Origin of the sequence: Bradyrhizobium sp. SZCCHNS3052 (assembly GCF_032484495.1) — a bacterium.
GTDB lineage: Bacteria > Pseudomonadota > Alphaproteobacteria > Rhizobiales > Xanthobacteraceae > Bradyrhizobium.
In genome coordinates, this window is the sequence record NZ_JAUETB010000001.1 from 1,301,362 (window position 1) to 1,326,488 (window position 25,127).

Consider the following 25,127-nt stretch of genomic DNA (forward strand, 5'->3'; position numbering starts at 1 on the left):
CCCCCCGGCGTCAGATCCTCGAGATGCCTCAGTCCTTGGCGCGCTCGCAGTAGGAGCCGTCCTCGGTCATGACGACGATGCGGGTGCCGACCGTGATGTGCGCCGGCACGCCGGTGCGAACGCCGTTGGAGAGCACCGCCGGCTTGTAGGACGACGACGCGGTCTGGCCCTTGGTGACCGGCTCGGTCTCGACGACCTCGAGCGTGACGCGCTGCGGCAGCGTGATCGCCACCGGGACCACGTCGTGCATCGACAGCTTGACCGTCATGTTCTCCTGGAGATAGGCGGCCTGGTTGCCGACCACGTCCTTCGGCACCTGGACCTGGTCGTAGGTCTCCGGGTTCATGAAGTGGAAGCCGTCCGCATCCTCGTAGAGGTACGTGAAGTTGCGCTCCTCGATCGTAGCCTTCTCGACCTGGTCGGTGGTCTTGAAGCGCTCGGAGATCTTCACGCCGTCGCTGATTCGGCGCATTTCGATCTGGCTGACCGGGGTGCCCTTGCCGGGATGGATGTTCTCGGCGGTCACGACGACATAGAGCTTTCCATCTTGCTCAATGACGTTACCCTTGCGAATAGAGCTGGCGATGACTTTCAAAGCTGTTTTCCTGACACTGAAAAGGGGGCGCCGGACCAAGCCGGGGCGCCACGCGACGCGGAATGCGGTTTCGGGCGGCAACATACTGATTTTGTCCGGGGTTGCCAGTCTTTTGCGGCCCGAACGGGCGACCTCCTGATGTCCCGGGAGCCCGCGCCTTCGCCCTGGTGGTCGCCGCAGCGGCACGCCGATGTCAGGCCGTTCCTGCTCGCCCGGGCCGCCATCACCAGGGCGTTGCGGGCCTGGTTCGACGAGCAGGGGTTTACCGAGGTCGAGACCGGCATCCTGCAGGTGTCGCCGGGCAACGAGACCCATCTGCACGCACCGCGCACCGACCTGACGGCGCCGGACGGAACCCGGCACCGGCGGTATTTTCGAACCTCGCCGGAATTCGCCTGCAAGAAGCTGCTGGCGGCCGGGGAGCGGCGGATCTTCGAGTTCGCCCGTGTGTTCCGCGACCGCGAGCGCGGCGACCTGCACCTGCCGGAATTCACCATGCTGGAATGGTATCGGGCGGAGGTGCCCTACGACGCGATCATGGCCGACACGGTCGTGGTGATCGCCCATGCGGCTCAGGCGACCGGAATCCGGCGGTTCGCCTTTCGTGGCCGCACCGCGGATCCCTTCGCCGAGCCAGAGCTGCTGACGGTTGCCGGCGCGTTCGCGCGCCATGCCGGGATCGACCTGCTCGCGACCATCCGCGACGGTGCGGGCGACCGTGGGGCGCTGGCCCAGGCCGCCGCCGGCAAGATCCGGATCAGCGACGACGACACCTGGTCGGACCTGTTCAGCAAGGTGCTGGTCGAACATGTCGAGCCGCATCTCGGGCAGGGTCGGCTCACGGTGCTCCATGAATATCCGGCGCCGGAGGCCGCGCTGGCGCGGGTGGCGGCCGACCCCCGCGTCGCCGAGCGGTTCGAGGTCTACGCCTGCGGCGTCGAGCTCGCCAACGGCTTCGGCGAGCTCACCGACGCCGCCGAGCAGCGCCGCCGCTTCGAGCAGGAGATGGCCGAGAAGGAGCGCCGCTATGGCGAGCGCTATCCGCTCGACGAGGACTTCCTCGCCGCCGTGGCCGCGATGCCGCAGGCGAGCGGCGTGGCGCTCGGCTTCGACCGCCTGGTGATGCTGGCGGCCGGCACCACCAGGATCGATCAGGTGGTGTGGACGCCGCCGGCAGGTGAGCGATGAACAGGATCGAACGTCCGACCACGTTGCGCAGCGCCGAGGATCTCGTCGCGCAGGGCTTGGCTGACGCGGCGGACCAGCCGGCGCTGGCGCGCGTGGCGCAGCGCTATGCCGTGGCGGTGACGACGCATCTCGCCGACCTGATCGACGTCGACGATCCGAATGATCCGATCGCGCGCCAGTTCGTGCCCAGCACGGATGAGCTGAAGGCCGCGCCTGGCGAGCGCGGCGATCCGATCGGCGACGATTCGCATGCGCCGGTGCCGGGCATCGTGCACCGCTATCCCGATCGGGTGCTGCTCAAGCTGGTGCATGTCTGCGCGGTCTATTGCCGCTTCTGCTTCCGTCGCGAGATGGTCGGGCCCGGCAAGGACAATGCGCTGTCGGAGGAGGCCTATCGCGCGGCGCTCGACTACATCCGCGCACATGACGAGATCTGGGAGGTGATCCTCACCGGCGGCGATCCGCTGATGCTGTCGCCGCGGCGGCTGAAGGAGATCATGGCCGATCTCGCCGGCATCGATCACGTCCGGATCGTCCGTATCCACACCCGTTTGCCGGTCGCCGATCCCCAGCGCATCACGCCGGCGCTGGTTGACGCGCTGAAGGCGCCGGGCGCAACGACCTGGATCGCGCTGCATGCCAATCATCCGCGCGAATTGAGTCCGCCGGTGCGCGCGGCCTGCGCGCGGCTGATCGAGGCCGGCATTCCCATGGTCAGCCAGTCGGTGCTGCTGCGCGGCGTCAATGATGACGCGGCGACCCTGGAGGCGCTGATGCGCGGCTTCGTCGAGACCCGCATCAAGCCGTATTACCTGCACCATGGCGACCTCGCGCCGGGCACGGCGCATCTGCGCACCACGCTGGCGCAAGGGCAGGCGCTGATTCGAACGCTACGCGGCCGGGTGTCCGGCCTGTGCCAGCCCGACTACGTGCTCGACATCCCCGGCGGCTACGGCAAGGCGCCGGTGGGGCCGCAATACCTCACTGCGGATGAAACTGTTGAGCAGGATCATGCGGCAGCTGCGCAAACGCGCTATCGTGTGATTGACTATTGCGGTGAGGCGCACCTCTATCCGCCCGCCGCGGGATGAAGTGTCCTGCCGATTCCGCTGACACGGAGGAGCAACATGAAGAAATTTGCGATCGCGATGGGGCTCCTGATGGCCGTCACCGATGGCATCGCGCTGGCGCAGAGCGGCAGCGGCTCCTCCGCCGGCACCGGATCGAAGAGCGGCATGCCGCCGCAGGCGCCGGTCGGCCATCGTCAGGTGCGCCCCAGCGACCTGCCGAAGGCCGAGCAGGCCGAGGACAATTCGATGAGCGGCACGACCAAGGAAGACCGCGAGCTCGATCGCAAGATCAAGGGCATCTGCCGCGGCTGCTGAGCGCGATCTGCGGCGCGCCCGACGCGCGCCGCTTGATCGGTCGTGAGTGTTACGCCGAGCGCTCACGCGGGGAGTTGCGAAGCGCCGCACGCCGGGCGGCGACGGCTTCGGCGAGCTGCTCCAGCACCTCCACCGTCGTGTCCCAGCCGATACAGCCGTCGGTGATGCTCTGGCCGTAGGTCAGTGCCACGCCCGGCTTGACGTCCTGGCGTCCCGCGATGAGGTGACTCTCGATCATCACGCCCATGATGCGCTGCTCGCCTGCGGCGAGCTGGCGGCCGACGTCGGCGGCGACCAGCGGCTGGTTCTCCGGCTTCTTGCTCGAATTGGCATGGCTGGTGTCGATCATCAGCCGCGCCGGCAGTCCGGACTTGATCAGCTCGGCCGCGGCCTGCTCGACATGGGCGGCGTCGTAATTGGGGCCGCTGCCGCCGCGCAGGATGATGTGGCAGTCCTCGTTGCCGGTTGTGGCCGCGATGCCCGAACGGCCGCCCTTGGTCACCGCCATGAAATGGTGCGGGTGGGCCGCCGATTTGACCGCATCAGCGGCGATGCGGATGTTGCCGTCGGTGCCGTTCTTGAAGCCGACTGGGCACGACAGGCCGGAGGCCAGCTCGCGGTGGATCTGGCTCTCGGTGGTGCGCGCGCCGATCGCGGCCCAGGCGACGAGGTCGGCGATGTACTGCGGCGTCGTCATGTCGAGGAATTCGCATCCCGCCGGCAGGCCGAGATTGTTGACGGCGGACAGCACGCTGCGCGCGAGCCGCAGGCCCTTGTTGATGTCGAAGGAATTGTCGAGGCCGGGATCGTTGATCAGGCCTTTCCAGCCGACGGTCGTGCGCGGCTTCTCGAAATAGACCCGCATCACGATTTCGAGGCGGTCGGCGAGGCGCTCGCGCAAGGCGGCGAGGCGGCCGGCGTAGTCGACCGCCGCGTCGGGATCGTGGATGGAGCAGGGGCCGACGATGACCAGCAGGCGGTCGTCGCTGCCGGTCAGGATGGCATGGATCGCGTTGCGCGCGGCCATCACCACACGGGTGGCGGTGAGGGTGCGGGGGATTTCACCCATCACCTCCGCCGGCAGGCTCAATTCCTTGATTTCCTTGATACGAAGATCGTCTGTGGTGCTCAGCACGGCGGGCTCCTGGGTCTCTTGGGTGGGCACCTGCCGGCAATAAAAAAGCCGCCAGGTCTGGCGGCTCGTTCGGATATCTTGCTGCAATGTGTCAGATTGAGCGCGATCCTCCCGCCGCCAGCGAGTTGTCGTAGCTAAAGTACCAATAAAAGCTGGTGGCGGCGTTGATCATGCCCATCCTATAGCGGCCGCGCGGCCGCTTGTCATCCCGAAAATCGAGCCCTCCGGCGTCAACCGTTGCGCGCGGCGAGCGCCATGCCGATCATCGACAGCCCGCCGAACAGCAGGTTGATGCCGACCAGCAGACCGATCGCCCACAACGCCGTGCCGGGCAGACCGGAAATGATGATGCCGGCGATCGCGATGTCGACCACGCCCGAGATTGCCAGCCACGACCAGCGCCCGGACAGCTCGCGGCGGTGCTCCAGCGCATACATGATGGTGGCGACGCCTTCTGCGAGAAAATAGACGCCGATCACGATCGTTAGCGTCACCGTCCCCTGGACCGGCTGCGCCACCAGGATGACTCCGGCGACGATGGCGAGCACTGCCGACAACAGCGACCACCAGAAGCCGGGCATGCCGCGGGCCCAGAAGGTGAGCGCGAGTCCCGCGATGCCCGAGATCAGGAACATCCAGCCGAGGAAGATCGTGACCGCGAGGCTTGCCAGCGGGGTGAGGATCATCGCGAGCAGGCCGAGAACGGCGAGCAGGATGCCCTCGATCAGGAAGGCCTTCCAATGCGCGCGCACGGCTGCGCCCATCTGCGACTTCATGCGCTCGAGCTCGGGCGGAATCGTATCCTGGGGAAGGGTCATGATCGTCACTCCGGGCAAGCTCACGCGCTTAACGCCGCGGCCGCCTGCCCACGCACATGGTGAGGACCTGCGGCCCGGACAAGCGCGCAATGCGCATTTGGTTGCTCTGCCGGCCCCGCGATGCCGGGATTATGCCGTCGTCCGAATCCGGTTGCGACCGAAAACATAGATCGTCGTTGTGACAATCAGAAGGGCCATCCCGACGATGATCGCGGTGAGACCGAGGGGAACCAGAACCGCGGCGACATTGCGGTCAGGGTTGAGCAGCCAATGCCGGATGGAGGTCAGCACGAATCCGAGCCCGACGAAGCCGGCGGCGCCGCCGAGCAGGAGCAGCGCCCACATCCTGCGCAGCTGGCTCAGCCTTGCCCGCGCCACCTCGGTGCGCGGCGTGTGGTGATGGGCGACCCGGCGCACCAGCCGCACGGCAAGGGCGATCGACGAGAACCCGATCAGCACGCTGATGCCGCCGAGCCAGAGGCGCGCGGCGGTGTCGAGGGTCGATGCCCGCTGCAGCAACAGCAATGGATAGTCGAAGGCCGCATGCAGCATCACGGGTGCGGCCAGCACCAGCGCCCAGCTCGACAGCCGCGCCCCTTCGCGATTGTGGCGGTTGGCGCCAAGCGCCGTACTGGTGCGGGCGATCGCGAGATAGGCACCGGCAATGATGCCGAGCGCGCCATGAAACGGCACGGTGAGCACGCTGCGCAGCACCGCCAGCGAGCGCCACATCTCGGCATGCTGGACGAGATAAGCCAGGTTCTCGTAAGCCGCGAAGCCGAGCCCGACGGCGGCACCGTAGAATACCGTGTCCATGGCATTGCCGACCTGCCGGCGCCGCGACCACAGCGCGGCGATCACCGCGACCTTGGCGAGCTCTTCCGGCAAGGCGACGCCAAAAAGGGCCCGGACCGCCTGGGCGATCCAGGGATTCTCCAATGTCAGCCCGACATGCTGGAACGGCGTCCTGATAATGCCGAGCAGGAGCACGCTGGCTGCCCCGAGCAGGAAGGCGGTCCAGATCTTGAGCGGAGGGCCTGAATTGTCACCGGCGGCGACCACCAGCCAGAGGATCAGCAGCGCGGGCGCGATCGCGGCGGTGCCGATCACGGTCGCGAGGGCTTCGAGAAGGTTCATTTGCGATGGCAAGTAAGCCATGGTCTCCGATCATCCAATGCGGCGGGGCCGAACCGACCCTCCACCACCCGCGCGGAGAATGGATTTGACATCGGTCCGTGGCCGCACGGCAAGATCTACATGTCGGCAGAATGAGCCGCCCTTCAAGGGAAAGAACCCCGTCCGGGGGCTCGATTGGGGGAGGGACCGCTGCAGGGCCGAGTGCAGCCGCCGTCGGCTGCCGCCCGGCTGGTCTCAACGGGGCCGGGAGGCTCTCGGCGCCGTCGCATCGCCGCCGCGCACCGGGGCCTCCTGGCGCGGTTCGACCGGGGTCCAGGCGTCGGTGCGGGAGGTGGTTGGCGCCTGGGCGGTCGTCGGCGTTTCCACGCAGCTCAATCGTGGTGTCGGGTCGGCCACACGCCGGCATTCCAGACCTTCAGCGAAAGCGGCCTGACTGATCGCGCACGCGACCAGAACAATCGAAAGAACTCTCATGGTGCCCCTCGGAGCAGGCTTGGGTCGCCCGTGATGCAGGCTCGACTCGGTCGTGCCATTCGATGATGCCCAGCTTGGCCGCAAAAGCGTGCAAATATTTGACCATTCTCGCCGTCATTCAAAAATTCTTCCGAAATTCGCGCGTGCATTCCATGAGTTGCAAGCGATGCGAGCGTTTTTCGCTGGCGCAAACGCGAAGCCCTTTCGCTCCGTTGCGGTGCCAAGGCGCGGCAGCCGGCGCCGAACTGCCATTTGCCCCCAGCTTGCTCGGCATGGGCGGCCGGGCGGGCTTGATGCGGCGAAGGGATCATGGTCGGTTGCCGCGATGAATTCGCCGTCTTGGTCAGCTTCCGACAGAGCCTGTGGTCCACGCTATCGCCGTGGCTGGGTCGACGACGCCGTGGCGGCCATCGAGGCCGACCAGTGCCGGACCGCCGACACGCACTTGATCCGGCTGATCGTGCCCGCGCTCGCCGGCATCGACATCTACCTGAAGGACGAATCGACCCACCCGACCGGGAGCCTCAAGCATCGGCTGGCTCGATCGCTGTTTCTCTATGCGCTTTGCAACGGCCACATCCGGGAAGGCACGCCCGTGGTCGAGGCCTCCTCCGGGTCGACAGCGGTATCGGAAGCCTATTTCGCGCAGATGATCGGCGTGCCGTTCTACGCGGTGATGCCGCGCACCACCTCGGAAGAGAAGATCGCCGCGATCACGCATTACGGCGGCAATTGCCATCTCATCGATGACGGCCGGTTTCTCTATGCCGAGGCGGCCGCGCTCGCGAGCCGGCTCGGCGGCCATTACATGGACCAGTTCACCTTCGCCGAGCGCGCTACCGACTGGCGCGGCAACAACAACATCGCCGAGTCGATCTTCAACCAGTTGCAGGGCGAGCGCCGTCCGCTCCCGGAATGGATCGTGATGGGCGCGGGCACCGGCGGCACGTCGGCGACGATCGGCCGCTATCTGCGCTACCGCCGGCATCCGACGCGGCTGTGCGTCGCCGATGTCGAGCATTCGGCCTTCTTCGACGCCTTCTGCAACGGCGACAGCGCCCGGACGTGCGAACGGCCGTCGCTGATCGAGGGCGTCGGCCGTCCGCGCTGCGAGCCATCCTTCGTGCCGGGGGTCGTGGATCGCATGATGAAGGTGCCGGATGCCGCCTCGGTCGCGGCGATGAACGTCCTGACGCGGCGGCTGCGCCGGCCGGTCGGCGGCTCGACCGGGACCAACTTCCTGGCGCTGTGCCGGCTGGCGGCCGAGATGCGGCAGGATGGACAGAGCGGCTCACTGGTCACGCTGATCTGCGATTCCGGGGAGCGCTATCGCCAAACCTATTACGAGCCGCAATGGCTCTCCGCGCGCGGTCTCGACCCCGCGCCGTACGAGGCAGCTCTGTCCGCCTTCCTCGACACCGGTGCGCCGCTGCGGCTCGAGGTTGCCGATGCGGAGAACCCGCTGCGCGCCTGAACGCCTCCGAGGGCGTCGCGGACCGCGGCGAGCGGCATCCGGATGCCCGGCATCGTGCGCGATCCCTGATCTGGATCAACGAAGGACGCGACGGATTGCGCTTTGGTCCGACCCCGAACAGGCCTCCAAGGGCGCGCCGGAACGCAGGTTCGGGACGCGAGCAGGGGAAGGACGGATCAGGTGATGAACTACGACAGCTATTTCGACCGCGCCCTCGACCAGTTGCACCAGGAACGGCGCTATCGCGTCTTCGCCGATCTGGAGCGCCTCGCCGGCCGCTTCCCCCGCGCGATCTGGCATTCGCCGGAGGGGCCGAAGGATGTCGTGATCTGGTGCTCCAATGACTATCTTGGCATGGGCCAGCATCCGAAGGTGATCGGCGCCATGGTCGACGTTGCCGCGCGCATGGGCACCGGCGCCGGCGGCACCCGCAACATCGCCGGCACCAACCATCCGCTGATCGAGCTCGAGCGCGAGCTTGCCGATCTCCACGGCAAGGAAGCGGCTCTGGTGTTCACCTCGGGCTACGTCTCCAACGAGACCGGCATCTCGACCATCGCGAAACTGCTGCCGAACTGCCTGCTGCTGTCGGACGCGCTCAACCACAATTCGATGATCGAGGGCGTCCGCAAGGCCGGGAGCGAGAAGCAGGTCTGGCGGCACAACGACCTCGCCCATCTCGAAGAGCTGCTGCGGGCGGCCGATCCCGACCGTCCCAAGCTGATCGTCTGCGAGAGCCTGTATTCGATGGATGGGGATGTCGCGCCCTTGCACCGGATCTGCGATCTCGCCGAGCGCTATGGCGCGCTCACATACGTCGACGAGGTCCATGCGGTCGGCATGTACGGCCCGCGCGGCGGCGGCATCGCCGAGCGCGACGGCGCGATGGCCCGCATCGACATCCTCGAGGGCACGCTCGCCAAGGCCTTCGGCTGCCTCGGCGGCTACATTGCCGCCAATGCCAATCTGATCGACGCCGTCCGCTCCTATGCGCCGGGCTTCATCTTCACCACAGCCTTGCCGCCGCCGGTTTGCGCCGCCGCGACCGCCGCGATCCGCCATCTCAAGACCTCGCAGTGGGAGCGTGATCGGCACCAGGACCGGGCGGCGCGGCTCAAGGCCGTGCTGAACGCCTCGGGCCTGCCGGTCATGCCGTCCGACACCCACATCGTGCCGGTGCATGTCGGCGATCCCGAGAAGTGCAAGACGGCGTCCGACCTGCTGTTGTCCGAGCACGGCATCTACATCCAGCCGATCAACTATCCGACCGTGCCGCGCGGCCTGGAGCGGCTGCGCATCACGCCATCGCCTTACCATGATGACGGCCTGATCGACGCCCTGGCCGAGGCGCTGGTCGACGTCTGGGACCGGCTCGGCCTTGCGCGGGCGCCGCAGGCGCTGGCCGCGGAGTGAGCCGTTTCCGCTGACCCGTCACATCGGTCTGTCAGTTTGATCTGCCGCAATGCCGCCCGCGCTCGCGCGGGCGTAGTCTGTTGCGTTCAGGGAAAATGCCGGTTCGGCAAGGCCCAGCCGGCGCACAGGCGAGGGCGGCCATGGCAAGGATCATCGAAGCGCTGCTGCAGGAGCACGAGAATCTCGAGAAGCTTCTCTCGGTGCTCGAGCACGAATTGGAGCTGTTCGATCACAATCGGCGGCCGGACTACGACATCCTGCAGAGCATCATCGCCTATTTCGAGGACTATCCGCAGCGCTGTCATCATCCCAAGGAGGAGATGATCTTCGGCAAGCTGCGCGAACGCGACCCTGCCGCGGCCGCAGCCTATGGCGACGTCGACGACGAGCACGAGACCGAGGCGCAGCGGCTGCGCGGCTTTGCCGACGCCGTGAACGCGGTGCTGTCGGACCAGGAGATCCTGCGCGAGAGCTTCCACGCCGCCGTGCATGAGTTCATCGACAGCCAGCGCGAGCATCTGCGCAAGGAGGAGACCCTGCTGTTTCCGGCGGCGCTGCGCGCCCTTCAGGCGGAGGATTGGGCCGATATCGACGCCCGCATGTCGGACCGCAAGGACCCGCTGTTCGACGGCGACGTCGCCGAGAAATTCCACAATCTCGAGCGGACCATCCTGCGCTGGGAACAGGAGGCGGAGCAGGCGCGCGCCACCGCCGGCTGATGGCGTTTTGCCCAATTGCGCCCCGCGACCGGTGGACTATAGTTCCAGTGGGGGCAGGCACTCTTTCGCGGAGCTGGCTATGGCCGCTTTGAACACTGGGCTCGATCCGGTCCGAGGTTCGTCGAATGCAGGGGCAGGGGCAGATGCGGCCCGAACCCCTGCGCAGGTCCCGATGGCGCAGCAGAGTGCCTTTGGCAGCCATGGCTATGACATGTATCCCCAGGAACTCGTCCGGCTGTCGGGCTGCCAGGAGCAGGCGCTGCGCCGTGAGACGAAGCGCGCCTTGCAGCTGAGCTGACGGCCTTGTCCGATCTCGCCGCTCGATGGTCCCCGCGCTGGTTCATGGCCGGAACGCAAACCCGGGATCATGGTTGTAGTTCATGATCGTGGTTATTCCGGTATACGTGCGTTAACCTATCATTAACCAGATCGCGCGACCCTGTTCGCATACCCCAGGAATGCGACGGAACCGGACGGCCGGAGCCGGCAGTCGCGACAAGAGGCCGGCGGCGTAACGCCCGCCGGCCTTTTTGCGTGGGCGGGTCGGCTGGAATTGACCACCGCACCCTTGCGTCAGTTGCGCCGCGCCAGCGAGCGCAGGAAGCCCTGATATTCCTCGTTCAACTCCATATCGACGGCAGGCGCGAGCTTCAGCAGGACATTGGCGATGAACGCCTGGTCGTTGCGCGGCTCCTCCAGCACCTCGCGCAGCACCGGGACGTTGTCCTCGATGTGATGCAGAAAGGCGACGCCTTTCTCCGCCGTCTCGGTCCAGCACGCCCGCGTCCATTTCGCCAGCGGATACATGATCTCGTGGACGAAGTTCGACTTGCGCGCCTTCTCGAAGAAGCGCAGTCCGGCGCTCCAATATTCCTTGGCGCGCAGCGGCGGTGGCGGCAGATCGCCTGTCAGCATCTTCTTGCCGGCCTGGCCGACGAAATCGTCGAGCGTGGTCGGCGCATCGATCGTGGCGCGGAAGTGCCACAGCGCGAACGAGCCGGGAAAATCCTTGCCCATGCCGTCGAGCAAGGCGGTCTCGACCTTGTCGACCGCGGCCTTGTCGCCCTTCAGCGACGCCGTCATCGCGAAGGCGAACAGCGCGTCGTTGCCGACCTCGTGGACGCCGCCGTTCTGCAATTGCGCCGCCGACAATACGGGTGTCTTGCCGTCGGCAGGCACCACGGCCTCGCCGGCGCGCTGCGCCTTGATGAAGGCGGTGATCTCGAGCCAAGCCATGAGGTTGGCGATGAAGGCGTCGGGATCGACATGCACGATGGCGAGATTGAGCGGCTCCTTGCGTGTTCTCAGCTCGGTCATGTCGGTCATGTCGCACTCCGCCGCAACTCGCCGCCGAGCGGTCTGTCGCCTTTGCGACACGATGGCTCGTTCGACGAGAGATGCCGGGAAGGGCAGCAAGAAGGGTGCCATGGTCTTGTCGGGCTTGGTCTTGTCGGGCTCGCGGCCACAGCGCGGTCCGCGGAACGAGTTTTGCTCGTGGTCCTTCGATTGCGATGGGTCGCAATGGAGCATGAGGCCCGCGAATGTTCACCCGCGTCTGCAAGGCCGACACCATCGACGAAGGCGGCATGCGCCTCGTCATCGCCGACGCCCAGCTCATCATCCTTGCCTGGCCCGACAATGGCGAGCTCAAAGCGTTCCAGGGCGTCTGCCCGCACACGGCGGCGCCGATGGAGGAGGCCGGCTTCGACGGCCGCGTGCTCAGTTGCCCCGTGCACAATTGGACGTGGGATGCTTTCACCGGTACGCCGCTCCGCCCGCCGGAGAGCGCGCTGGCGCAATATCCGGTCAAGGTCGAGGACGGCGTGGTCTCCATCGACACGGACGGCATCGCTCCGCTGTTTGCGGCCCGTTGAGCACGCGGGAAGAGACCGGAAACACCGCCACGGGGTGGCTTGCCCGGCCGGCGAAACGCCTCTATACGTTCGGCGCGCGGCACGGAATCACCGTCGGTGGTTCAGCCGACCTCGCAGATCATCGCCTCAAGCGGCTGATTTGCTGAAGGTTTTACCGAAACGTGCAAGCGGCGATGGCACCGGGGCCTCGTGCCCTCTGGCATCGTGCGTATTGCTCCCTTCGTCTATCGGTCAGGACGCCACCCTTTCACGGTGGAGAGAGCGGTTCGATTCCGCTAGGGAGCGCCACTCCGCGCCGGCTTTCCTTCCATCTTCGATATCGAAACGGACGGTTTGCGCCGAGACGCGGTCGGCGCGAGGTTCTGCAGCGATGAATCGCACGCGCAGTCGGGGTCCGGTCAACCGTCCATTAGGGTCCTTGCCGTACTGCAACGGGCGAGCAGGAGCAGGATGATGGCCGCGCCCAAGAAGCGGGAAGCCCGCAAATCGATGAAGCAGCCGGCGTGGATCACGCTGGATGGCGGGTTCGCCGTGCGCCATTGCCTGGTTCAGGACATTTCCAGCGCCGGCGCCAAGCTGACCCTGCAGGACGCGGCGGCGCTGCCGGCGACCATCCGGCTCGCCTTCGCGCGCGACGCAAGAACGGGCCGCCAGTGCCGGGTGGTGTGGCGCCGCGGCGCCTCGGTCGGCGTCAAGTTCATCGGCAAATAGACGGCCGGTGTCGCTTCGCTGCGGCAGACGCGCTAACAAGCGGCATGTGTCGATCTCTCATCCTGGGCGCCCTCGCGGTGCTCGCCGCCGTGACCGTGGCAGCCGCCGGCTCGCCCGGGTCGTCGCTTCTTGCGCCATCGCTTCCCGGGCCGAAGGCGGCTGGACCGAATAAGGCCGCATCCCGTTCAGGCGCCGCTACCAGCAATCCCTGCGCGTCCTACGGCGCCAACTTCGTACGCGTCGAGGGAACCGATACCTGCGTGAAGGTCGGCGGCGCCCTGCGCGTCGAGATGGGCACCTCGACCAGCCGCTGAGGTGCTCACGACAGCGGCGGCGCGATGTGGAGGATGAAGGCCGGGCGTTGCGCGATCTGTCCGTACCAGCGCGCGAGGCTCGGCAGCTCCGGCTTGACGACACCTTCGACTCCGAACCAGCGCCGGGCATAGGCGCCAAGCGCAATGTCGGCGAGCGTGAAATGCTCGGCCTCGACGTGGCTGCGCGTGGTCAGATGCGCGTCGAGGATGCGCCACATCGCCGCGGCGTCGTCGGCCGCCTTCTGCAAGGCGGCCATGTCGCGCTGCTCCGGCGGCGTTCGCACCAGTCCCCAGAACAGCGGACGCTCGATCGGCTGCACCGTCGACAGCGTCCAGTCCAGCCAGCGCTCCACCGCGGCGCGGTGCCGCGGTGTCGTTGGATAAAGCGGCGTGCCGTCGCCATAAGCGAGGCAGAGATAGCGCATGATCGCGTTGCTCTCCCACAGCACGAAATCGCCCTCGACCAGCGTCGGGATGCGGCCGTTCGGATTCATTGCGAGATAGTCCGCCTCGTTGTTGCGGCCGTACTGCATGCCCGCGTCGATACGGTCATAAGCGACATCGAGCTCGGCGAGACACCACAGCACCTTCTGCACGTTCACCGAATTGGGGCGGCCCCAGATCGTCAGTCTGTCGTCGGCGGACACGTTCGGCTCCTCTCTGGGCGAGCGTCATCATTAGCCCATGTTACGCAAAAAGCCCCGCTCGAAGCGGGGCTTTTCCGACGAACGCATCGTTCGCGGCGATCAGTGGCCGAAGAACAGCCAGAGCAGAATGATCACCGGAATCGGCACGCCCAACAACCACAATAGAAGTCCTCGACCCATCTCGGCCTCCTCGTATCCTCTCCATCGATCGGAGCGACAACGCGAGGGTGGCCACGATGTTCCGGCTGGATCATGAAGGCGAATGACTCACCAATGTCCGGTGTTCGGCATCGACAGCCAGGGCTCGGCCGGCGCCTTCGGCTCGCCCTTCTGCAACAGCTCGATCGAGTGCAGATCGGGCGAGCGGATGAAGGCCATGTTGCCGTCGCGCGGCGGCCGGTTGATGGTGATGCCGAGCTTCATCAGCCGGTCGCAGGTGGCGTAGATGTCGTCGACCTCATAGGCGAGATGGCCGAAGAAGCGGTCCTCGCCATAGCTCTCCTCGTCCCAATTGTAGGTGAGCTCGACCAGCGGGGCGCCACGCGTCGGCGGCAGGCTCTTCAGCAGGTATTCATCTTCGGGTGCGCAGAGAAACACCAGTGTGAAGCGACCCTTGTCGTTGTCGATCCGGCGCACCTCCTTGAGGCCGAGCGCATCGGAATAGAATTTGAGCGCGGCGTCGAGATTGCGCACGCGCAACATGGTGTGGAGATAACGCATCGTGTCTTCTCTCCCTGAACTCGAAGCGGATGGTCAACGGCCGCCTGCGGACGCCGATCCATAGCAGCAATTCGCCCGCCCGTGTATCGAGCCTGATGCTGCGGCGGCGCCGGCTCGCTCGGATGTGCGGTGCGCGCGACGACGCATTCGACGGGGCTGCGCGGTGTTGCGAGAGCCCCTCCGTATGCCAGCGAATCGCTGTTTTGGCAGTGATTCGCGGCATGGATGGACGAGCGCGATGCGACCGCATGTAGGGATTTCAGCATGTTTCGCCTGCAATGTGCGGCCAAAATCACGCAGGACCGTCGAAAATGCCTGGAAATATAGGGGAAAATGAATCGCTTGCTCCGTTCGATCGCCATCGCAGCTTGACTTCTGCGCGCTCCGTTGGAATTTTGGCGCCGCTGTGGGTGCTTCGGGGCCCCTTGAAATGCAGGAGAATCCCGAAAATCGCGGGGTGATACGCCACTAGACGACTGAAGTCCCGGCTGTGCAATGCAGCCAGAAAGCCCCGACCAGTCTGCGCAGCAATGCGCTGATAGCCGCGCAGTCGTCACGTCATTCACCGGTATCAATCACAAGGAGATACGATGGCTACCCAACTTTCCAAGTCGCAACTGATCGAGAAGATTGCGACCTCGACCGAGCTGTCCAAGCGCGACGTCAAGAACGTCATGGAGACGCTCACCGACGTCGGCCACAAGGAGCTGAAGAAGAACGGCGTGTTCCTGGTGCCGGGCTTCGCCAAGTTCGTCGTCGTCAAGAAGCCCGCCGTGAAGGCGCGCAAGGGCACCAACCCCTTCACCGGCGAAGAGATGATGTTCAAGGCCAAGCCGGCCCGCAAGATCGTGCGCGCCCGCCCGGTCAAGGCCGCCAAGGACGCGGTTGCCTGATCTGAACCGTCAGTCACGGTCGTGATCACGTCAAAGGCCTCCTGAAAAGGAGGCCTTTTTCGTTGCGGGCTGTGTGGTTGCAGCGCGGCTGAGTGTTGCGGTCGCCGAAGCGCCGGCGTCCCCGGACCGCGAAGGTTGGCACCGCGGGGGCCCGAAAAACGACAGCAGCGCCAGCGCGACGGAATATCTTCGTCGCGTGGCGCCACCCTCGAAACTGGGCCCTGAAATCCCCAGTACTGATGTGTCTCGGGGAGGGGCAGGAAGGTTCAAAGGTCTTTGCGGGAAGATTGACCGGCCCGTACGCCCTCCGGCCTGCGCGGGAGCGCCGTCGCGCGCGCTGGGGAGAAGCCGGTGGATACGGCGCAGCAAGCCGTTGATCCGCGATCCGAAGAGCCCAGCCGAGGAGCTGTGGATAAGCGTTGGATCCGCTGTGGATGAAGGCCCGGCGCTCGCCCGCAAAGCTCGGCTTCAGCGGCGCTCGCCGGTCAGATCCGCTCCGTCGTCCGCAGCTATTTCAGGCGCCGCACCGGCCGCCTCGGTCCTGGGATGACAGGACGCAAGCACGACGAATCCGCCATAGCCGATGATGTTGAACAGAAGTTCCAGCCAGGATGCCATCGGGGATTTCCCTCATGGCGGTGAACGTGTGGCGACGGTCACGGTTCCAACGCGCGCGGCGGTGAGCCGGGCTGCAACCAACTCCCCCGCATCTGCGTTGTTTGGACGCATGGGAATTGGAGGACATTCGATCATGAGAAAGACATTGGCTGTTCTGGCGACCGCGGGCGCCGTCGCCATCACCGCGCTGGCGGCACCCGCGCCGGCACAGGCGCGCGGCATCGGCCCGGGTCTCGCATTCGGCCTCGCGGCGGGAGCGTTGACTGCCGGCGCGATCGCGGCCTCGCACCCGTATTACTATGGTCCGGGCTACGGCTACGATTACTACGACTACGGCCCGCGTTACGTCTACGCGCCCGGGCCGTATGCCTATTACGGCGGACCGTACTATCATCGCTACCACCACTGGCGTCATCACTGGTAAGCGCCAGTCGTGACAAGGAGAGCCCGGATGGCGAAAGCCTCCGGGCTCTTCTTTCATCCCTGCTATTCCGCGGCCTCGCCGCGCTGCGCCTTCTTCCACGCCAAGCGGGCATATTCCTCGCGTTCGCGCGCGAACTTCTCCTGGGTCGACTTGAACCGTGCAATCCTTGCGGTGATGTCGGCGCGCTCCTTCGCGCGGCGGTCGTCCTGCGTCTCGTTCTGCCTCACGGATCCTCTCTGCTCCGGTCGCTATCCGGCGAGCCTCGCCCTGAGACGCGTGACAAACTTCCTGGCGAATCGCTGGCGCGATGTGGATGTCCGATTGGGGCGTGATTGCGGACGGTCGGCCCCGGCTGCAGGCGGCTCGCGCGTTTTGCTGGGGACGGAAGGCGAGCAACGCCAACGTCTTCCGGTAGACACGAAACAATCTGACTCGCTTTGCTTGCAGTTGCGTCGTTCACGACCGGTTCCGGTGGATGCGGAGTGGCGCAACGACGCAGCCGAGCCGGACACGCCCAGAGGCGGGGGCCAGCTTGCCGTGCTATGAAGGGAGGACAATGATGATGCGAGGTTTCATGCTTCGGGGCCGCCGCTGATGATTGCATCCGATCTGCACGACGGGGTGAACCGCCTGGGAGACATGATCGCTGCGGCGCGGGTGATCGTCCCCTTCACCGGTGCTGGAATATCGACCGAGACGGGCATTCCGGATTTCCGTTCTCCCGGCGGTCTATGGACGCGCAACCGGCCGATCCATTTCGACGAATTCGTCGCCAGCCAGGAGGCGCGGGACGAGGCTTGGCGGCGGCGCTTCGCGATGCAGGAGACGTTTGCCGCGGCGCGGCCCGGCCGCGGCCACCTGGCGCTTTCGTCGCTCTACCGTGCGGGGAAAATTCCGGCCGTCATCACTCAGAACATCGACAACCTGCACCAGGACTCCGGTTTCGCCCCGGATCACGTCATCGAGCTGCACGGCAACACCACCTACGCGCGATGTATCGGATGCGGGCAGCGCTATGAGCTCAACTGGGTGCGCGAGCGCTTCGAGGCCGACGGTGCCGCGCCGGATTGCCCCGAATGCGCGGAGCCGGTGAAGACCGCGACGGTATCCTTTGGTCAGTCGATGCCCGAGCATGAAATGCAGCGTGCCAGCGAACTCGCGCAGCACTGCGATCTGTTCGTCGCGATCGGCTCATCGCTGGTTGTGTGGCCGACCGCGGGCTTTCCATTGATGGCAAAGCGGGCTGGCGCGCAACTCGTGATCATCAACCGGGAACCGACCGATCAGGACGACGTTGCAGACCTCGTTATCCACCACGACATCGGCGAAGTACTCGGATCGTTCGTCCGTAATTGAACGGAAATTGATGCATTTTTGTCGGCATCTCTGTTCATATGCCTCACTGAAACCGATTTTTATCTATGCGCGGCACGAGGGAATGTTATCTTTGATTCGAGAGATTCGCGTGACTCATCGTGGGTATAGGTGGTGAGCACGTGTATGAGGGCGCCGTTGCAGGGGTGGCGGCTCACAATTCATATGTGAGGTCCGGGGTTATGGGGTCGGACGGATTTGAGTCCAAGAAGCTTGGGGTGCCGGTCGTTGGTGTATCGACACCAACCCGGCTCGGGGCGGAATATCAAACCGGCGTCGCGCGCGACTCGGCAATCGATGCGATGACCGGTCTTGGCGAGAACCTCGTCGAAATCAGCGGTGTCATCAAATGGTTCGACGCCTCGAAGGGATACGGTTTCATCGTTCCCGACAATGGCTGGCCGGACGTGCTGCTGCACGTCACGGTGCTCAGGCGCGACGGCTACCAGACCGCCTATGAAGGTGCTCGCCTGGTGGTGGAGTGCGTGCAGCGCTCCAAGGGCTACCAGGCCTTCCGCATCGTCTCAATGGACGAGTCGACGGCGATCCATCCGGCGCAGATGCTGCCGCCGCGCACCCATGTGACGGTCACGCCGACCAGCGGGCTGGAGCGAGCCCAGGTCAAGTGGTTCAACCGGCTGCGCGGCTTCGGCTTCGTGACCTGCGGGGAAGGGAGCCCGGACATCTTCGTCCACATGGAGACCCTGCGCCGCTACGGCATGACCGAGCTGCGCCCCGGCCAATGGGTGCTGGTCCGCTACGGGCCCGGCTCCAAGGGCATGATGGCGGCCGAGATCCACCCCGAGACGGGCTCGCCGGCATTGTCCTCGCACTGAGCGAATGCTTGCTGCGACCACCGCATTTGACGGCCCCGGAACGGCGTTTCCTGGGGCCGTTTTTCATGCCGGCTCCATCTTCACGGACGGGCCGCAGTCTTGCTGCGGAGGCCGCGACCGTGTAGTGACGGGTCCTCGAGGACAATCGTCCTTCGAGACCATCGGGGTATAGCGCAGCCTGGTAGCGCGGCAGTTTTGGGTACTGCAGGTCGTTGGTTCGAATCCAGCTGCCCCGACCATCTCCGCAGCGGCGCGGCTTCCCAGGTGAGGCCAATTGCTGGTGCGAACTCCGGCTCGACGCTCACGATAGCGAGAAGGATTTCGGCCAGGCCGCCAGCCGTCAATCGGCACGAGCGACCGCGAGCGCGGCTGGGCCAAAAAAATTCGGATGCTCCCGCAGCGGCAAAACCCGGGAGCATCCGAAGTGTGCGGGTGAATCCGGGGAAGGAACATCCGCTGGTCGTCAGCATCCTCTGAATCGAAATCTCGCGTCTTTGCGCTAAATCAAATCAGGCGCAGGAGGCGGTTCGCGCGTCGGCCGTGCCGAGGTCGCCGGGGGCGGATCAGCGCGCCAGCTCGCCCTGCGCCAGCCGGCCGTCGATGATGTGCACGCGCCGTTGCATCTGAGCGGCGAGGTTGAGATCGTGCGTAACCGCGACGACGGTCTTGCCGCGCAGCGTGACCAGATCGCGCAGGATGCCGAACACCTGCGCGGTCGCGGCGGTGTCGAGGCTGCCGGTCGGCTCGTCGGCGAGGATCACCGGCGGATCGTTGGCGAGCGCGCGCGCCACCGCCACGCGCTGGCGCTGGCCGCCCGACAATTTGTCCGGCGTCTTGCGCAGATGCTCGGCCAGCCCAAGCGACTCCAGCAGCTCCTCGGCGCGCTGGGTGATGGCGCGCGGCGACAGCCGTGCCAGCGCGCGCATCGGCAGCGCGACGTTCTCGGTGATCGAGAATTCCGGCAGCAGGAAATGAAACTGGAAGACGAAGCCGAGCCGCGACAGTCGCACCTCGGCGCGCTCATCCTCGCTCATGCCGGTCGTCGAGCGGCCGTCGATCAGCACGTCGCCCTGGCTCGGCAGGTCGAGCAGGCCAAGCAGGTAGAGCAGGGAGGATTTGCCCGAGCCCGACGGTCCGGTGATGGCGATGAGCTCGCGCGGATGGATTACGAGATCGATGTTGGCGACCAGCGTCACCGGCACCTCGCCAGGCAGCACCTTCGTCACTTGCCGCGCCTCGATCAGGGGCGGGTTCACGTCGCCCCCCGGATGATGTCGACCGGATGCAACCGCGCCGCGGCGCGGGCCGGAAAGTAGCCGGCGACCGCGCTGGAGATCAGCGCGACCGCGCCGGCCAGCAGATAGTGCTTCAGCGAATACAGCACGGGCAGATGATTGTAGTCGGAGAACGGCGTCTTGAACTCGAGCGAGGCCAGCCCGCGGGTAAGCAGGTAGCCGAGCGCCCAGCCTAGGGCGGCACCGGTCAGGCCGATGAACAGCGCCTCGACGATGAAGATGGTGCGGACCGTGCGGTCGCGGAAGCCGAGCGACTTGAGGATGGCGATGTCGCGGGTCTTCTCGTGGGTGATGGTCGAGATGATGTTGTAGGTGCCGAAGCTCGCGACCAGCAGGATGGCGCCGACGATGGTGTACATCAGCACGTTGCGCAGCGTGATCGCCGCCAGCAGGTCCTCCTGCGCCTCCTGCCAGGAGACCGCCTTGTAGCCGGTCTGCTCGCCGATGCGCTCGCTGATCAGGCGCGCCTGCATCGGATCGTTGGTGCGGACGCGGATCTCGTTGATGATCCCAGTCTGGCGCTCCAGGATCTGCGCGGTGCGCAGCAGCACGTAGCCGGTGGTCTCGTCGGTGCCGCGGAAGCCGGAATGGAAGATGCCGACGACGGTCGCGTTCATGCTGATGCCCTGGGCCGAGGCGAGCGTGATGTTGGAGTTCACCCGCGCGCCGATCTTGGCCGCGAGCCGGTCGCCGAGCAGGATCGCGTGCGAGGACCGGTACAGCGAATTGAGATTGCCCTGCCGCATGTGGCTCGCCAGCGTCGAGACTTGGCCTTCAGTGCGCGGATCGATGCCGATGATTGCGACCGTCAGGTTGCGGCCGGCGAAGCGCAGCACGGCCTTGGACTGCACCGACGCCGTCAGCGCGCCCGGCACCCAGCCCTGCAGCGAGGCGATGGTGGCCATCGGGTTCTTGATGCCGGGGCGGCGGATATTCGGGGTCAATCGATGATATTCGGCCGCCGCATAGACCTGGTCGGCCGGCTGGCGGGTCGGCTGGCGCAGCTCGTCGGTGATCGAAATGTGCGGCAGCGCGTCGACCAGCGTGCGGATGAAGTCGTCCTGGGAGCCCTCCATCATTGCCGCCATCATCACCGAAAACGCCACGCCGGTCATCACGCCGGCGATCGCGACCAGCGTCTGGCGGGCGCGATGGCGCACATGGGTCCAGGCGATGGTCAGGACGAGGCTCATGGCACGGACGTCTCGGGCTCGATCACGCGAATCCGCTCGCCGTCCTTGATGTCGGCCGTCGCCGGCGCCGCGACCAGCTCGCCCTCGCGGGCGCCGTCGAGGATCTCGACCGCCGCGGAGCCGCGGATGCCGATCCGCACCGCGCGCCGGTGCACACGGCCGCCATCGATCACCATGAGGCTGTTGTTGACGACGGCATTGGCCGGCGCGAGCAGCGTGTCGCCCGTCTCGCGGCTAACGATGTTGGCCTCGACGCTCATGCCGACGCGCAGCGGCGTGTTGTCGGGCAAGCCGATCCGCACTCGGAACGTCTTGGCCACGGGATCACCCGCCGGCGTGATCTGCTTCACCGTCCCGGGCAGGGCCTGGTTGCCGAACGCATCGGCGCGTAGCAGCGCCTTCTGCCCGACCTGGACACGGGGGATGTCCTCCTCGTTGACGTCGGCGACGACCCAGAGCGGCTTCTCCAGGCCGACGCGGTAGAGGATGGTGCCGGGATCGACCATGTCGCCGACCTCGCCGTCCTCCTTGAGGACGACGCCGTCCATCGGCGCCACCAGCTTGAAGTAGTCGAGGCGCTGGGTCTGGGCCGCGATCTGGGCGCGGATGCGGGCGAGATCGCTTTCGGAGCGCTGGTACGCTTGCGAGGTGGCCGCGCCGCGTGCCAGTAGCTGCGTCTGCCGCTCGAATTCGAGGCGCTGGAATTCCTCCTGTGCGCGCAGATCGTTCAAGGTGGCCAGCGCCTCCTTGTCGTCGAGCCGCGCCAGCACGTCGCCGGCCTTGACCAGCTTACCCTCGCAGCGGCAGCGCTCGACGATGCGGCCGCGGACCAGGGGCGTGCTCCGCGACCACGTCTCAGGCTCCACCGCGCCGGTCGCATACACGATCTCGGCCGCCGTGCCGCGGGTGATGCGGGCGGTCGCGATCAGCGGTCCACGCACCCACCATGCGGCAAGCCCGGCCAGCGCGCCGAACAGCAGGATGATCGAGAGCAGGCCGCGCCACGGAAAACGACGCCGGCCGCGATCGACGGCCGGCGGGGCAGCAATGGCGTTGGATCGGTCCGGCGTCAGCATGTCCATGATCGAACGGACCCTGCGACGGGAGAAAGGCTATACTTAGCCGGCAGTACCCGTCGCCACGCGGGGCGGAGCCATCTTGAAGTGCTGTTTGGCATAGGCGACGATCTGGCGATCGGTCGGGTGATCGGCAGCTTCGACGCCGACGATGCGCTTTCCGACCGCAGGATGCTTCTCGTGCAGGTACTTGGCAAGCTCGGTCTTGGCGCCGGCCGGGCCGATGATCAGGATCTCGCCGGCGTCATCGAGCGCGTGCGCGACCTCCTCGAGGAAATTCTTGTCGGGCGCCGCGTGGCCGCTGCCGATCTCGTTGGCCTTGTGGTGCAGGTGCTTGGTCTGCAGGTGTGGATGCAGCGTCAACTCGTCGGCACCGGTCAGTCCGATATGGAACACCTTGGCCTCGCTGTGATCGAGCCACACGACGGCATGGAAATGGGTGGGCATATTCTGGTCCTTGTCAGCAAATCGCCGCGTGGCGGCCTTGCGCGTTCGCCATGGAACGCGCGCCGCCGAAGGCGGCACTCGTTGTGAAGCAAACCTTAGCGAGCCCGATCGTGGCCGGCTTGATGCAGGTCAACTGACGCGGGGACCACCCCCCGCGCCCATGATGCGCGGGGTTTACTTCGGCGCAGGCGGCTTCGGCAGCGGCTTGTCCTGCCGCTTCGACCAGGAGATGTAGTAGGCCACGGTGGTCATGATCGCGATGCCCGCCGCGCTGACGAGGATCTGCGCCAGCAGCGAACCTGAGCTCAGCATCAGGGTGAAGTGGCCGATGAAGGACAGGAACACGCCGACGCAGAACACCGCCAGCGACTGTTGGCCGCAGACGATGAGGGGATCGAACGCCTTCCACTCCAGGCCCGGCCATTCCTTCGGCACGAACCGGATGACCAAAATGACGATCACCACGAAATGTAGGAAGCGGTACGGCGCGAGATTGGTCTTGTCGTTGGGATTGAAGGCCGAATAGAGCCAGTTCGGAAACATCGATCCGAGCTCGGGGAAGCGGCCGGCCATCGTCATGACCAGGGCGAGCACCATATAGGCGATGCAGAAATACAGCGTGGCCGGCGCCATGATGATGCCCATCGAGCGGCGGGCACCGCCGAGCGCGCACCACGAGCCGAACACGAACAGCACCTGCCAGCAATACGGATTGAAGTACCAGGTGCCCGCCGGATAGGCCGCGAAATTCCAGCCCATCTGTCGCGCCACGAGCCAGAGCACGATCGAGGCGATCATGGTCAGGTCGGGCTGGCGCAGCATCATCCACAGCACCGGCGGGAAGAAGCCCATCAGCACGATGTAGAGCGGCAGCACGTCGAGATTGACCGGCTTGAATTTCAGGATCAGTCCCTGGGCCAGCGTATCGCTGGCGTGGTCGACGAGGCCTGCGACGTTGAACTCGTCGATGATCTCGGAGACGCCGAACCGCGTCGCCAGATAGCTGATGGCCACGATATAAATCACGAACAGCACGATGTGGGCGACGTAGAGCTGCCACACCCGCTTGAACAGCCGGGTGGCGCCGACGATGAAGCCGCGGTCGATCATCATGCGCGCATAGACGAACGAGGCGGTATAGCCGGAGATGAACACGAACAGGTCGGCTGCGTCGCTGAAGCCGTAATTCCGCGTGGTGATCCAGTTCACCACATTGTCCGGGATGTGATCGAGAAAGATCGCCCAGTTGGCGATTCCGCGAAACAGGTCGAGCCGAAGGTCGCGCCCTCGCTCGGGCAGCGTGGCATTGATTTTCATGGCCGCTTCAACGCACTGTTTTGAATGGAAAGCGTTCGGGGAGCAGAGGCGCCGTGGCAGTCGACCGAGATTGTCACGGGACGGCAGAATGACTATACGGGGCACGATAGACGGTCATGTCCAGGATGGGAATCACCGTTCCGTGCCGACGCTCGCCTGTACCCCATCCCGGCCGTTTCCGCCAAACGCATGACGACGCAGCTTCCAGGGGCTCTTCCAGCCATGACCGCACGCATTTTCAAGCCCGCCAAGAACGCGATGCAATCGGGCAAGGCCAAGACCCGGGACTGGCAGTTGGATTATGAGCCGGAGCAGCCGCGTTCGGTCGAGCCGCTGATGGGCTGGACGTCCTCCTCGGACATGAAGCAGCAGGTCACCTTGCGCTTCGACACCAAGGACGAGGCGATCGCCTATTGCGAGCGCAAGGGCATTCCCTATCAGGTGATCGAGCCGAAGGAGCCGGTGAAGCGGCAGATCGCCTATGCCGACAATTTCTCGTTCCGCCGCGGCGAGCCCTGGACGCATTGAGGGGCCGGCCCGGCCGTCATCCGTTCACCCTGTTTGAGGCGGCCCGCCGGGGATGGGCAGTGGAGCGTCCTTGGACAGGCCGAGCACCGGGAAGCTCCTGATGGCCCGGACGCCGGGCAGGGCGGCGAACTGGCGGAGCTGGCGGCTCATGCCTTCGACCCCGGTCGACACGCATTTCAGCAGAAAATCCGCATCTCCCGACAGCCGCCAGCATTGCTGGACCCAGGGCAACGTCACGATCGCGGCCTCGAACGATTCCAGCGCCGTCTGGTGCTGGCTGTCGAGCTGAATCGACACGAACGCGACCACCTCATAGCCCAGCGACCGTTCATCGATGCTGGCGCGGATGGACTTGATCACGCCGCTGCTGCGCAGCGTCCGCACCCGGCGCAGGCAGTTCGGATGCGAGATCCCCACCCGGTCGGCGAGCTCGTTGATGCGGATCCGGCCATCGGCCTGGAGCTCCGCCAGGATCCTGCGATCGATCGCGTCGAGCTCCGGGCTGCCAGCCATCGGCGCGGC

The 25,127-nt window shown here is 65.8% G+C and carries 30 protein-coding genes and 2 tRNA genes; 17 read left to right on the forward strand and 15 right to left on the reverse strand.

Features of this window, described 5'->3' with window-relative positions; translation table 11 throughout:
* Nucleotides 1-28: 28 nt before the first annotated feature.
* The gene (efp, locus tag QX073_RS05975) at nt 29-595 is read right to left on the reverse strand and encodes an elongation factor P (protein WP_315712097.1); all 567 of its coding nucleotides are present in this window, start codon (nt 593-595) and stop codon (nt 29-31) included.
* A gap of 138 nt (nt 596-733) precedes the next feature.
* On the opposite strand from efp, the gene epmA reads away from it, so the two are divergent.
* The 3 genes from epmA to QX073_RS05990 are packed head-to-tail and all read left to right on the forward strand — an operon-like array spanning nt 734 to nt 3,168.
* The gene (gene epmA / locus QX073_RS05980; protein ID WP_316225451.1) at nt 734-1,783 is read left to right on the forward strand and encodes an EF-P lysine aminoacylase EpmA; all 1,050 of its coding nucleotides are present in this window, start codon (nt 734-736) and stop codon (nt 1,781-1,783) included.
* On the forward strand, nt 1,780-2,874 hold the full coding sequence (locus QX073_RS05985; RefSeq protein ID WP_315751646.1) for a lysine-2,3-aminomutase-like protein: 1,095 nt from the start codon (nt 1,780-1,782) through the stop codon (nt 2,872-2,874). Before epmA ends, QX073_RS05985 begins: the two co-directional genes overlap by 4 nt.
* Before the next feature lie 36 nt (nt 2,875-2,910).
* Entirely contained in the window at nt 2,911-3,168 is a 258-nt protein-coding gene (locus QX073_RS05990; RefSeq protein WP_315712092.1) for a hypothetical protein, read from the forward strand.
* A gap of 49 nt (nt 3,169-3,217) precedes the next feature.
* Here the strand turns inward: QX073_RS05990 and QX073_RS05995 are convergent, their stop codons facing one another.
* The 3 genes from QX073_RS05995 to QX073_RS06005 all read right to left on the reverse strand — a co-directional run bounded on the left by QX073_RS05995 (nt 3,218) and on the right by QX073_RS06005 (nt 6,279).
* On the reverse strand, nt 3,218-4,303 hold the full coding sequence (locus tag QX073_RS05995) for a 3-deoxy-7-phosphoheptulonate synthase (RefSeq protein WP_315751645.1): 1,086 nt from the start codon (nt 4,301-4,303) through the stop codon (nt 3,218-3,220).
* A gap of 230 nt (nt 4,304-4,533) precedes the next feature.
* Nucleotides 4,534-5,121, reverse strand: a complete 588-nt coding sequence (locus QX073_RS06000; RefSeq protein WP_315712090.1) for an HdeD family acid-resistance protein — start codon at nt 5,119-5,121, stop codon at nt 4,534-4,536.
* 129 nt (nt 5,122-5,250) lie between these two features.
* Nucleotides 5,251-6,279, reverse strand: a complete 1,029-nt coding sequence (locus QX073_RS06005) for a PrsW family intramembrane metalloprotease (RefSeq protein ID WP_315751644.1) — start codon at nt 6,277-6,279, stop codon at nt 5,251-5,253.
* A gap of 778 nt (nt 6,280-7,057) precedes the next feature.
* On the opposite strand from QX073_RS06005, the gene QX073_RS06010 reads away from it, so the two are divergent.
* The 4 genes from QX073_RS06010 (at nt 7,058) to QX073_RS06025 (ending at nt 10,636) form a co-directional block, all read left to right on the forward strand.
* Complete coding sequence (locus QX073_RS06010; RefSeq protein ID WP_315712086.1) at nt 7,058-8,206, forward strand: PLP-dependent cysteine synthase family protein; 1,149 nt, start codon at nt 7,058-7,060, stop codon at nt 8,204-8,206.
* A 183-nt stretch (nt 8,207-8,389) separates the two neighbouring features.
* Nucleotides 8,390-9,619, forward strand: a complete 1,230-nt coding sequence (hemA, locus tag QX073_RS06015) for a 5-aminolevulinate synthase (RefSeq protein WP_315712085.1) — start codon at nt 8,390-8,392, stop codon at nt 9,617-9,619.
* A gap of 140 nt (nt 9,620-9,759) precedes the next feature.
* The gene (locus QX073_RS06020) at nt 9,760-10,338 is read left to right on the forward strand and encodes a hemerythrin domain-containing protein (protein WP_315712084.1); all 579 of its coding nucleotides are present in this window, start codon (nt 9,760-9,762) and stop codon (nt 10,336-10,338) included.
* Between the two features lie 172 nt (nt 10,339-10,510).
* Nucleotides 10,511-10,636: a hypothetical protein gene (locus QX073_RS06025; protein ID WP_315712083.1), complete on the forward strand. Its 126-nt coding sequence runs from the start codon at nt 10,511-10,513 to the stop codon at nt 10,634-10,636.
* Between the two features lie 275 nt (nt 10,637-10,911).
* Here the strand turns inward: QX073_RS06025 and QX073_RS06030 are convergent, their stop codons facing one another.
* Entirely contained in the window at nt 10,912-11,664 is a 753-nt protein-coding gene (locus QX073_RS06030; RefSeq protein WP_316225452.1) for a hypothetical protein, read from the reverse strand.
* Between the two features lie 215 nt (nt 11,665-11,879).
* Here QX073_RS06030 and QX073_RS06035 point away from each other — a divergent pair, with 215 nt between their 5' ends.
* The 4 genes from QX073_RS06035 (at nt 11,880) to QX073_RS06050 (ending at nt 13,237) form a co-directional block, all read left to right on the forward strand.
* Nucleotides 11,880-12,212, forward strand: coding sequence for a Rieske 2Fe-2S domain-containing protein (locus QX073_RS06035; RefSeq protein WP_316225453.1), 333 nt, complete (start codon nt 11,880-11,882; stop codon nt 12,210-12,212).
* Nucleotides 12,213-12,425: 213 nt separating this feature from the next.
* A tRNA-Glu gene (locus tag QX073_RS06040) sits at nt 12,426-12,500 on the forward strand.
* A gap of 165 nt (nt 12,501-12,665) precedes the next feature.
* Complete coding sequence (locus QX073_RS06045) at nt 12,666-12,923, forward strand: PilZ domain-containing protein (protein WP_315826902.1); 258 nt, start codon at nt 12,666-12,668, stop codon at nt 12,921-12,923.
* Between the two features lie 44 nt (nt 12,924-12,967).
* On the forward strand, nt 12,968-13,237 hold the full coding sequence (locus QX073_RS06050; RefSeq protein ID WP_316173691.1) for a porin: 270 nt from the start codon (nt 12,968-12,970) through the stop codon (nt 13,235-13,237).
* A gap of 5 nt (nt 13,238-13,242) precedes the next feature.
* Here QX073_RS06050 and QX073_RS06055 read toward each other — a convergent pair whose 3' ends face one another.
* On the reverse strand, nt 13,243-13,884 hold the full coding sequence (locus tag QX073_RS06055; protein ID WP_316225454.1) for a glutathione S-transferase family protein: 642 nt from the start codon (nt 13,882-13,884) through the stop codon (nt 13,243-13,245).
* A 267-nt stretch (nt 13,885-14,151) separates the two neighbouring features.
* Nucleotides 14,152-14,604, reverse strand: a complete 453-nt coding sequence (locus QX073_RS06060) for a VOC family protein (protein ID WP_315712076.1) — start codon at nt 14,602-14,604, stop codon at nt 14,152-14,154.
* 590 nt (nt 14,605-15,194) lie between these two features.
* On the opposite strand from QX073_RS06060, the gene QX073_RS06065 reads away from it, so the two are divergent.
* Nucleotides 15,195-15,497 (forward strand): HU family DNA-binding protein, encoded by a 303-nt coding sequence (locus QX073_RS06065; protein ID WP_172109121.1) that lies wholly within the window; start codon nt 15,195-15,197, stop codon nt 15,495-15,497.
* A gap of 468 nt (nt 15,498-15,965) precedes the next feature.
* On the opposite strand, the gene QX073_RS06070 is transcribed toward QX073_RS06065, so the two are convergent.
* Nucleotides 15,966-16,115 (reverse strand): hypothetical protein, encoded by a 150-nt coding sequence (locus QX073_RS06070; RefSeq protein WP_315712075.1) that lies wholly within the window; start codon nt 16,113-16,115, stop codon nt 15,966-15,968.
* A gap of 133 nt (nt 16,116-16,248) precedes the next feature.
* Between QX073_RS06070 and QX073_RS06075 the strand changes: the two genes are divergently transcribed.
* The gene (locus tag QX073_RS06075; protein WP_315712074.1) at nt 16,249-16,539 is read left to right on the forward strand and encodes a hypothetical protein; all 291 of its coding nucleotides are present in this window, start codon (nt 16,249-16,251) and stop codon (nt 16,537-16,539) included.
* Between the two features lie 62 nt (nt 16,540-16,601).
* On the opposite strand, the gene QX073_RS06080 is transcribed toward QX073_RS06075, so the two are convergent.
* Nucleotides 16,602-16,766, reverse strand: coding sequence for a hypothetical protein (locus QX073_RS06080; RefSeq protein ID WP_315712073.1), 165 nt, complete (start codon nt 16,764-16,766; stop codon nt 16,602-16,604).
* A 367-nt stretch (nt 16,767-17,133) separates the two neighbouring features.
* On the opposite strand from QX073_RS06080, the gene QX073_RS06085 reads away from it, so the two are divergent.
* The 3 genes from QX073_RS06085 (at nt 17,134) to QX073_RS06095 (ending at nt 18,988) form a co-directional block, all read left to right on the forward strand.
* Complete coding sequence (locus tag QX073_RS06085) at nt 17,134-17,895, forward strand: SIR2 family NAD-dependent protein deacylase (RefSeq protein ID WP_316225455.1); 762 nt, start codon at nt 17,134-17,136, stop codon at nt 17,893-17,895.
* Nucleotides 17,896-18,095: 200 nt separating this feature from the next.
* A complete protein-coding gene (locus QX073_RS06090) occupies nt 18,096-18,749 on the forward strand; it encodes a cold-shock protein (protein WP_315712071.1) in 654 nt (217 codons plus the stop codon).
* 162 nt (nt 18,750-18,911) lie between these two features.
* Nucleotides 18,912-18,988: transfer RNA gene (locus QX073_RS06095), tRNA-Pro, on the forward strand.
* A gap of 324 nt (nt 18,989-19,312) precedes the next feature.
* Here QX073_RS06095 and QX073_RS06100 read toward each other — a convergent pair.
* From QX073_RS06100 to QX073_RS06120, 5 genes are all read right to left on the reverse strand, one after another.
* On the reverse strand, nt 19,313-20,005 hold the full coding sequence (locus QX073_RS06100; RefSeq protein WP_316170495.1) for an ABC transporter ATP-binding protein: 693 nt from the start codon (nt 20,003-20,005) through the stop codon (nt 19,313-19,315).
* Nucleotides 20,002-21,237 carry an ABC transporter permease gene (locus QX073_RS06105; protein WP_315751634.1) on the reverse strand — a complete coding sequence of 412 codons (1,236 nt, stop codon included), beginning with the start codon at nt 21,235-21,237 and terminating at the stop codon, nt 20,002-20,004. Before QX073_RS06105 ends, QX073_RS06100 begins: the two co-directional genes overlap by 4 nt.
* Nucleotides 21,234-22,313, reverse strand: coding sequence for an efflux RND transporter periplasmic adaptor subunit (locus tag QX073_RS06110; protein ID WP_315751633.1), 1,080 nt, complete (start codon nt 22,311-22,313; stop codon nt 21,234-21,236). The genes QX073_RS06105 and QX073_RS06110 overlap by 4 nt, the downstream gene beginning before the upstream one ends.
* Nucleotides 22,314-22,355: 42 nt before the next feature.
* Nucleotides 22,356-22,760, reverse strand: a complete 405-nt coding sequence (locus tag QX073_RS06115; protein ID WP_315712066.1) for a translational machinery protein — start codon at nt 22,758-22,760, stop codon at nt 22,356-22,358.
* 174 nt (nt 22,761-22,934) lie between these two features.
* Nucleotides 22,935-24,077, reverse strand: coding sequence for an OpgC domain-containing protein (locus tag QX073_RS06120; RefSeq protein ID WP_315712065.1), 1,143 nt, complete (start codon nt 24,075-24,077; stop codon nt 22,935-22,937).
* A gap of 222 nt (nt 24,078-24,299) precedes the next feature.
* Between QX073_RS06120 and QX073_RS06125 the strand changes: the two genes are divergently transcribed.
* On the forward strand, nt 24,300-24,605 hold the full coding sequence (locus QX073_RS06125; RefSeq protein WP_315751632.1) for an ETC complex I subunit: 306 nt from the start codon (nt 24,300-24,302) through the stop codon (nt 24,603-24,605).
* Between the two features lie 24 nt (nt 24,606-24,629).
* Here QX073_RS06125 and QX073_RS06130 read toward each other — a convergent pair whose 3' ends face one another.
* On the reverse strand, nt 24,630-25,118 hold the full coding sequence (locus tag QX073_RS06130) for an Lrp/AsnC family transcriptional regulator (RefSeq protein ID WP_315712629.1): 489 nt from the start codon (nt 25,116-25,118) through the stop codon (nt 24,630-24,632).
* Nucleotides 25,119-25,127 lie beyond the last annotated feature (9 nt).

What these genes read in the sequence shown, in the direction of transcription:
- QX073_RS06060 (WP_315712076.1), bottom strand. Translation starts at nt 14,604, where the DNA reads ATGCGTTATCTCCACACCATGTTGCGCGTGCGCAATCTCGACGCCGCG.
- QX073_RS06030 (WP_316225452.1), bottom strand. Translation starts at nt 11,664, where the DNA reads ATGACCGACATGACCGAGCTGAGAACACGCAAGGAGCCGCTCAATCTC.
- QX073_RS05985 (WP_315751646.1), top strand. Translation starts at nt 1,780, where the DNA reads ATGAACAGGATCGAACGTCCGACCACGTTGCGCAGCGCCGAGGATCTC.
- QX073_RS06045 (WP_315826902.1), top strand. Translation starts at nt 12,666, where the DNA reads ATGGCCGCGCCCAAGAAGCGGGAAGCCCGCAAATCGATGAAGCAGCCG.
- QX073_RS06065 (WP_172109121.1), top strand. Translation starts at nt 15,195, where the DNA reads ATGGCTACCCAACTTTCCAAGTCGCAACTGATCGAGAAGATTGCGACC.
- QX073_RS06075 (WP_315712074.1), top strand. Translation starts at nt 16,249, where the DNA reads ATGAGAAAGACATTGGCTGTTCTGGCGACCGCGGGCGCCGTCGCCATC.
- QX073_RS06070 (WP_315712075.1), bottom strand. Translation starts at nt 16,115, where the DNA reads ATGGCATCCTGGCTGGAACTTCTGTTCAACATCATCGGCTATGGCGGA.
- epmA (WP_316225451.1), top strand. Translation starts at nt 734, where the DNA reads ATGTCCCGGGAGCCCGCGCCTTCGCCCTGGTGGTCGCCGCAGCGGCAC.
- QX073_RS06085 (WP_316225455.1), top strand. Translation starts at nt 17,134, where the DNA reads ATGATTGCATCCGATCTGCACGACGGGGTGAACCGCCTGGGAGACATG.
- hemA (WP_315712085.1), top strand. Translation starts at nt 8,390, where the DNA reads ATGAACTACGACAGCTATTTCGACCGCGCCCTCGACCAGTTGCACCAG.
- QX073_RS06020 (WP_315712084.1), top strand. Translation starts at nt 9,760, where the DNA reads ATGGCAAGGATCATCGAAGCGCTGCTGCAGGAGCACGAGAATCTCGAG.
- QX073_RS06000 (WP_315712090.1), bottom strand. Translation starts at nt 5,121, where the DNA reads ATGACCCTTCCCCAGGATACGATTCCGCCCGAGCTCGAGCGCATGAAG.
- QX073_RS06010 (WP_315712086.1), top strand. Translation starts at nt 7,058, where the DNA reads ATGAATTCGCCGTCTTGGTCAGCTTCCGACAGAGCCTGTGGTCCACGC.
- QX073_RS06115 (WP_315712066.1), bottom strand. Translation starts at nt 22,760, where the DNA reads ATGCCCACCCATTTCCATGCCGTCGTGTGGCTCGATCACAGCGAGGCC.
- QX073_RS06050 (WP_316173691.1), top strand. Translation starts at nt 12,968, where the DNA reads ATGTGTCGATCTCTCATCCTGGGCGCCCTCGCGGTGCTCGCCGCCGTG.
- QX073_RS06110 (WP_315751633.1), bottom strand. Translation starts at nt 22,313, where the DNA reads ATGCTGACGCCGGACCGATCCAACGCCATTGCTGCCCCGCCGGCCGTC.
- QX073_RS06090 (WP_315712071.1), top strand. Translation starts at nt 18,096, where the DNA reads ATGGGGTCGGACGGATTTGAGTCCAAGAAGCTTGGGGTGCCGGTCGTT.
- QX073_RS05990 (WP_315712092.1), top strand. Translation starts at nt 2,911, where the DNA reads ATGAAGAAATTTGCGATCGCGATGGGGCTCCTGATGGCCGTCACCGAT.
- QX073_RS06005 (WP_315751644.1), bottom strand. Translation starts at nt 6,279, where the DNA reads ATGGCTTACTTGCCATCGCAAATGAACCTTCTCGAAGCCCTCGCGACC.
- QX073_RS06125 (WP_315751632.1), top strand. Translation starts at nt 24,300, where the DNA reads ATGACCGCACGCATTTTCAAGCCCGCCAAGAACGCGATGCAATCGGGC.
- QX073_RS06130 (WP_315712629.1), bottom strand. Translation starts at nt 25,118, where the DNA reads ATGGCTGGCAGCCCGGAGCTCGACGCGATCGATCGCAGGATCCTGGCG.
- QX073_RS06120 (WP_315712065.1), bottom strand. Translation starts at nt 24,077, where the DNA reads ATGAAAATCAATGCCACGCTGCCCGAGCGAGGGCGCGACCTTCGGCTC.
- QX073_RS06035 (WP_316225453.1), top strand. Translation starts at nt 11,880, where the DNA reads ATGTTCACCCGCGTCTGCAAGGCCGACACCATCGACGAAGGCGGCATG.
- QX073_RS06105 (WP_315751634.1), bottom strand. Translation starts at nt 21,237, where the DNA reads ATGAGCCTCGTCCTGACCATCGCCTGGACCCATGTGCGCCATCGCGCC.
- QX073_RS06025 (WP_315712083.1), top strand. Translation starts at nt 10,511, where the DNA reads ATGGCGCAGCAGAGTGCCTTTGGCAGCCATGGCTATGACATGTATCCC.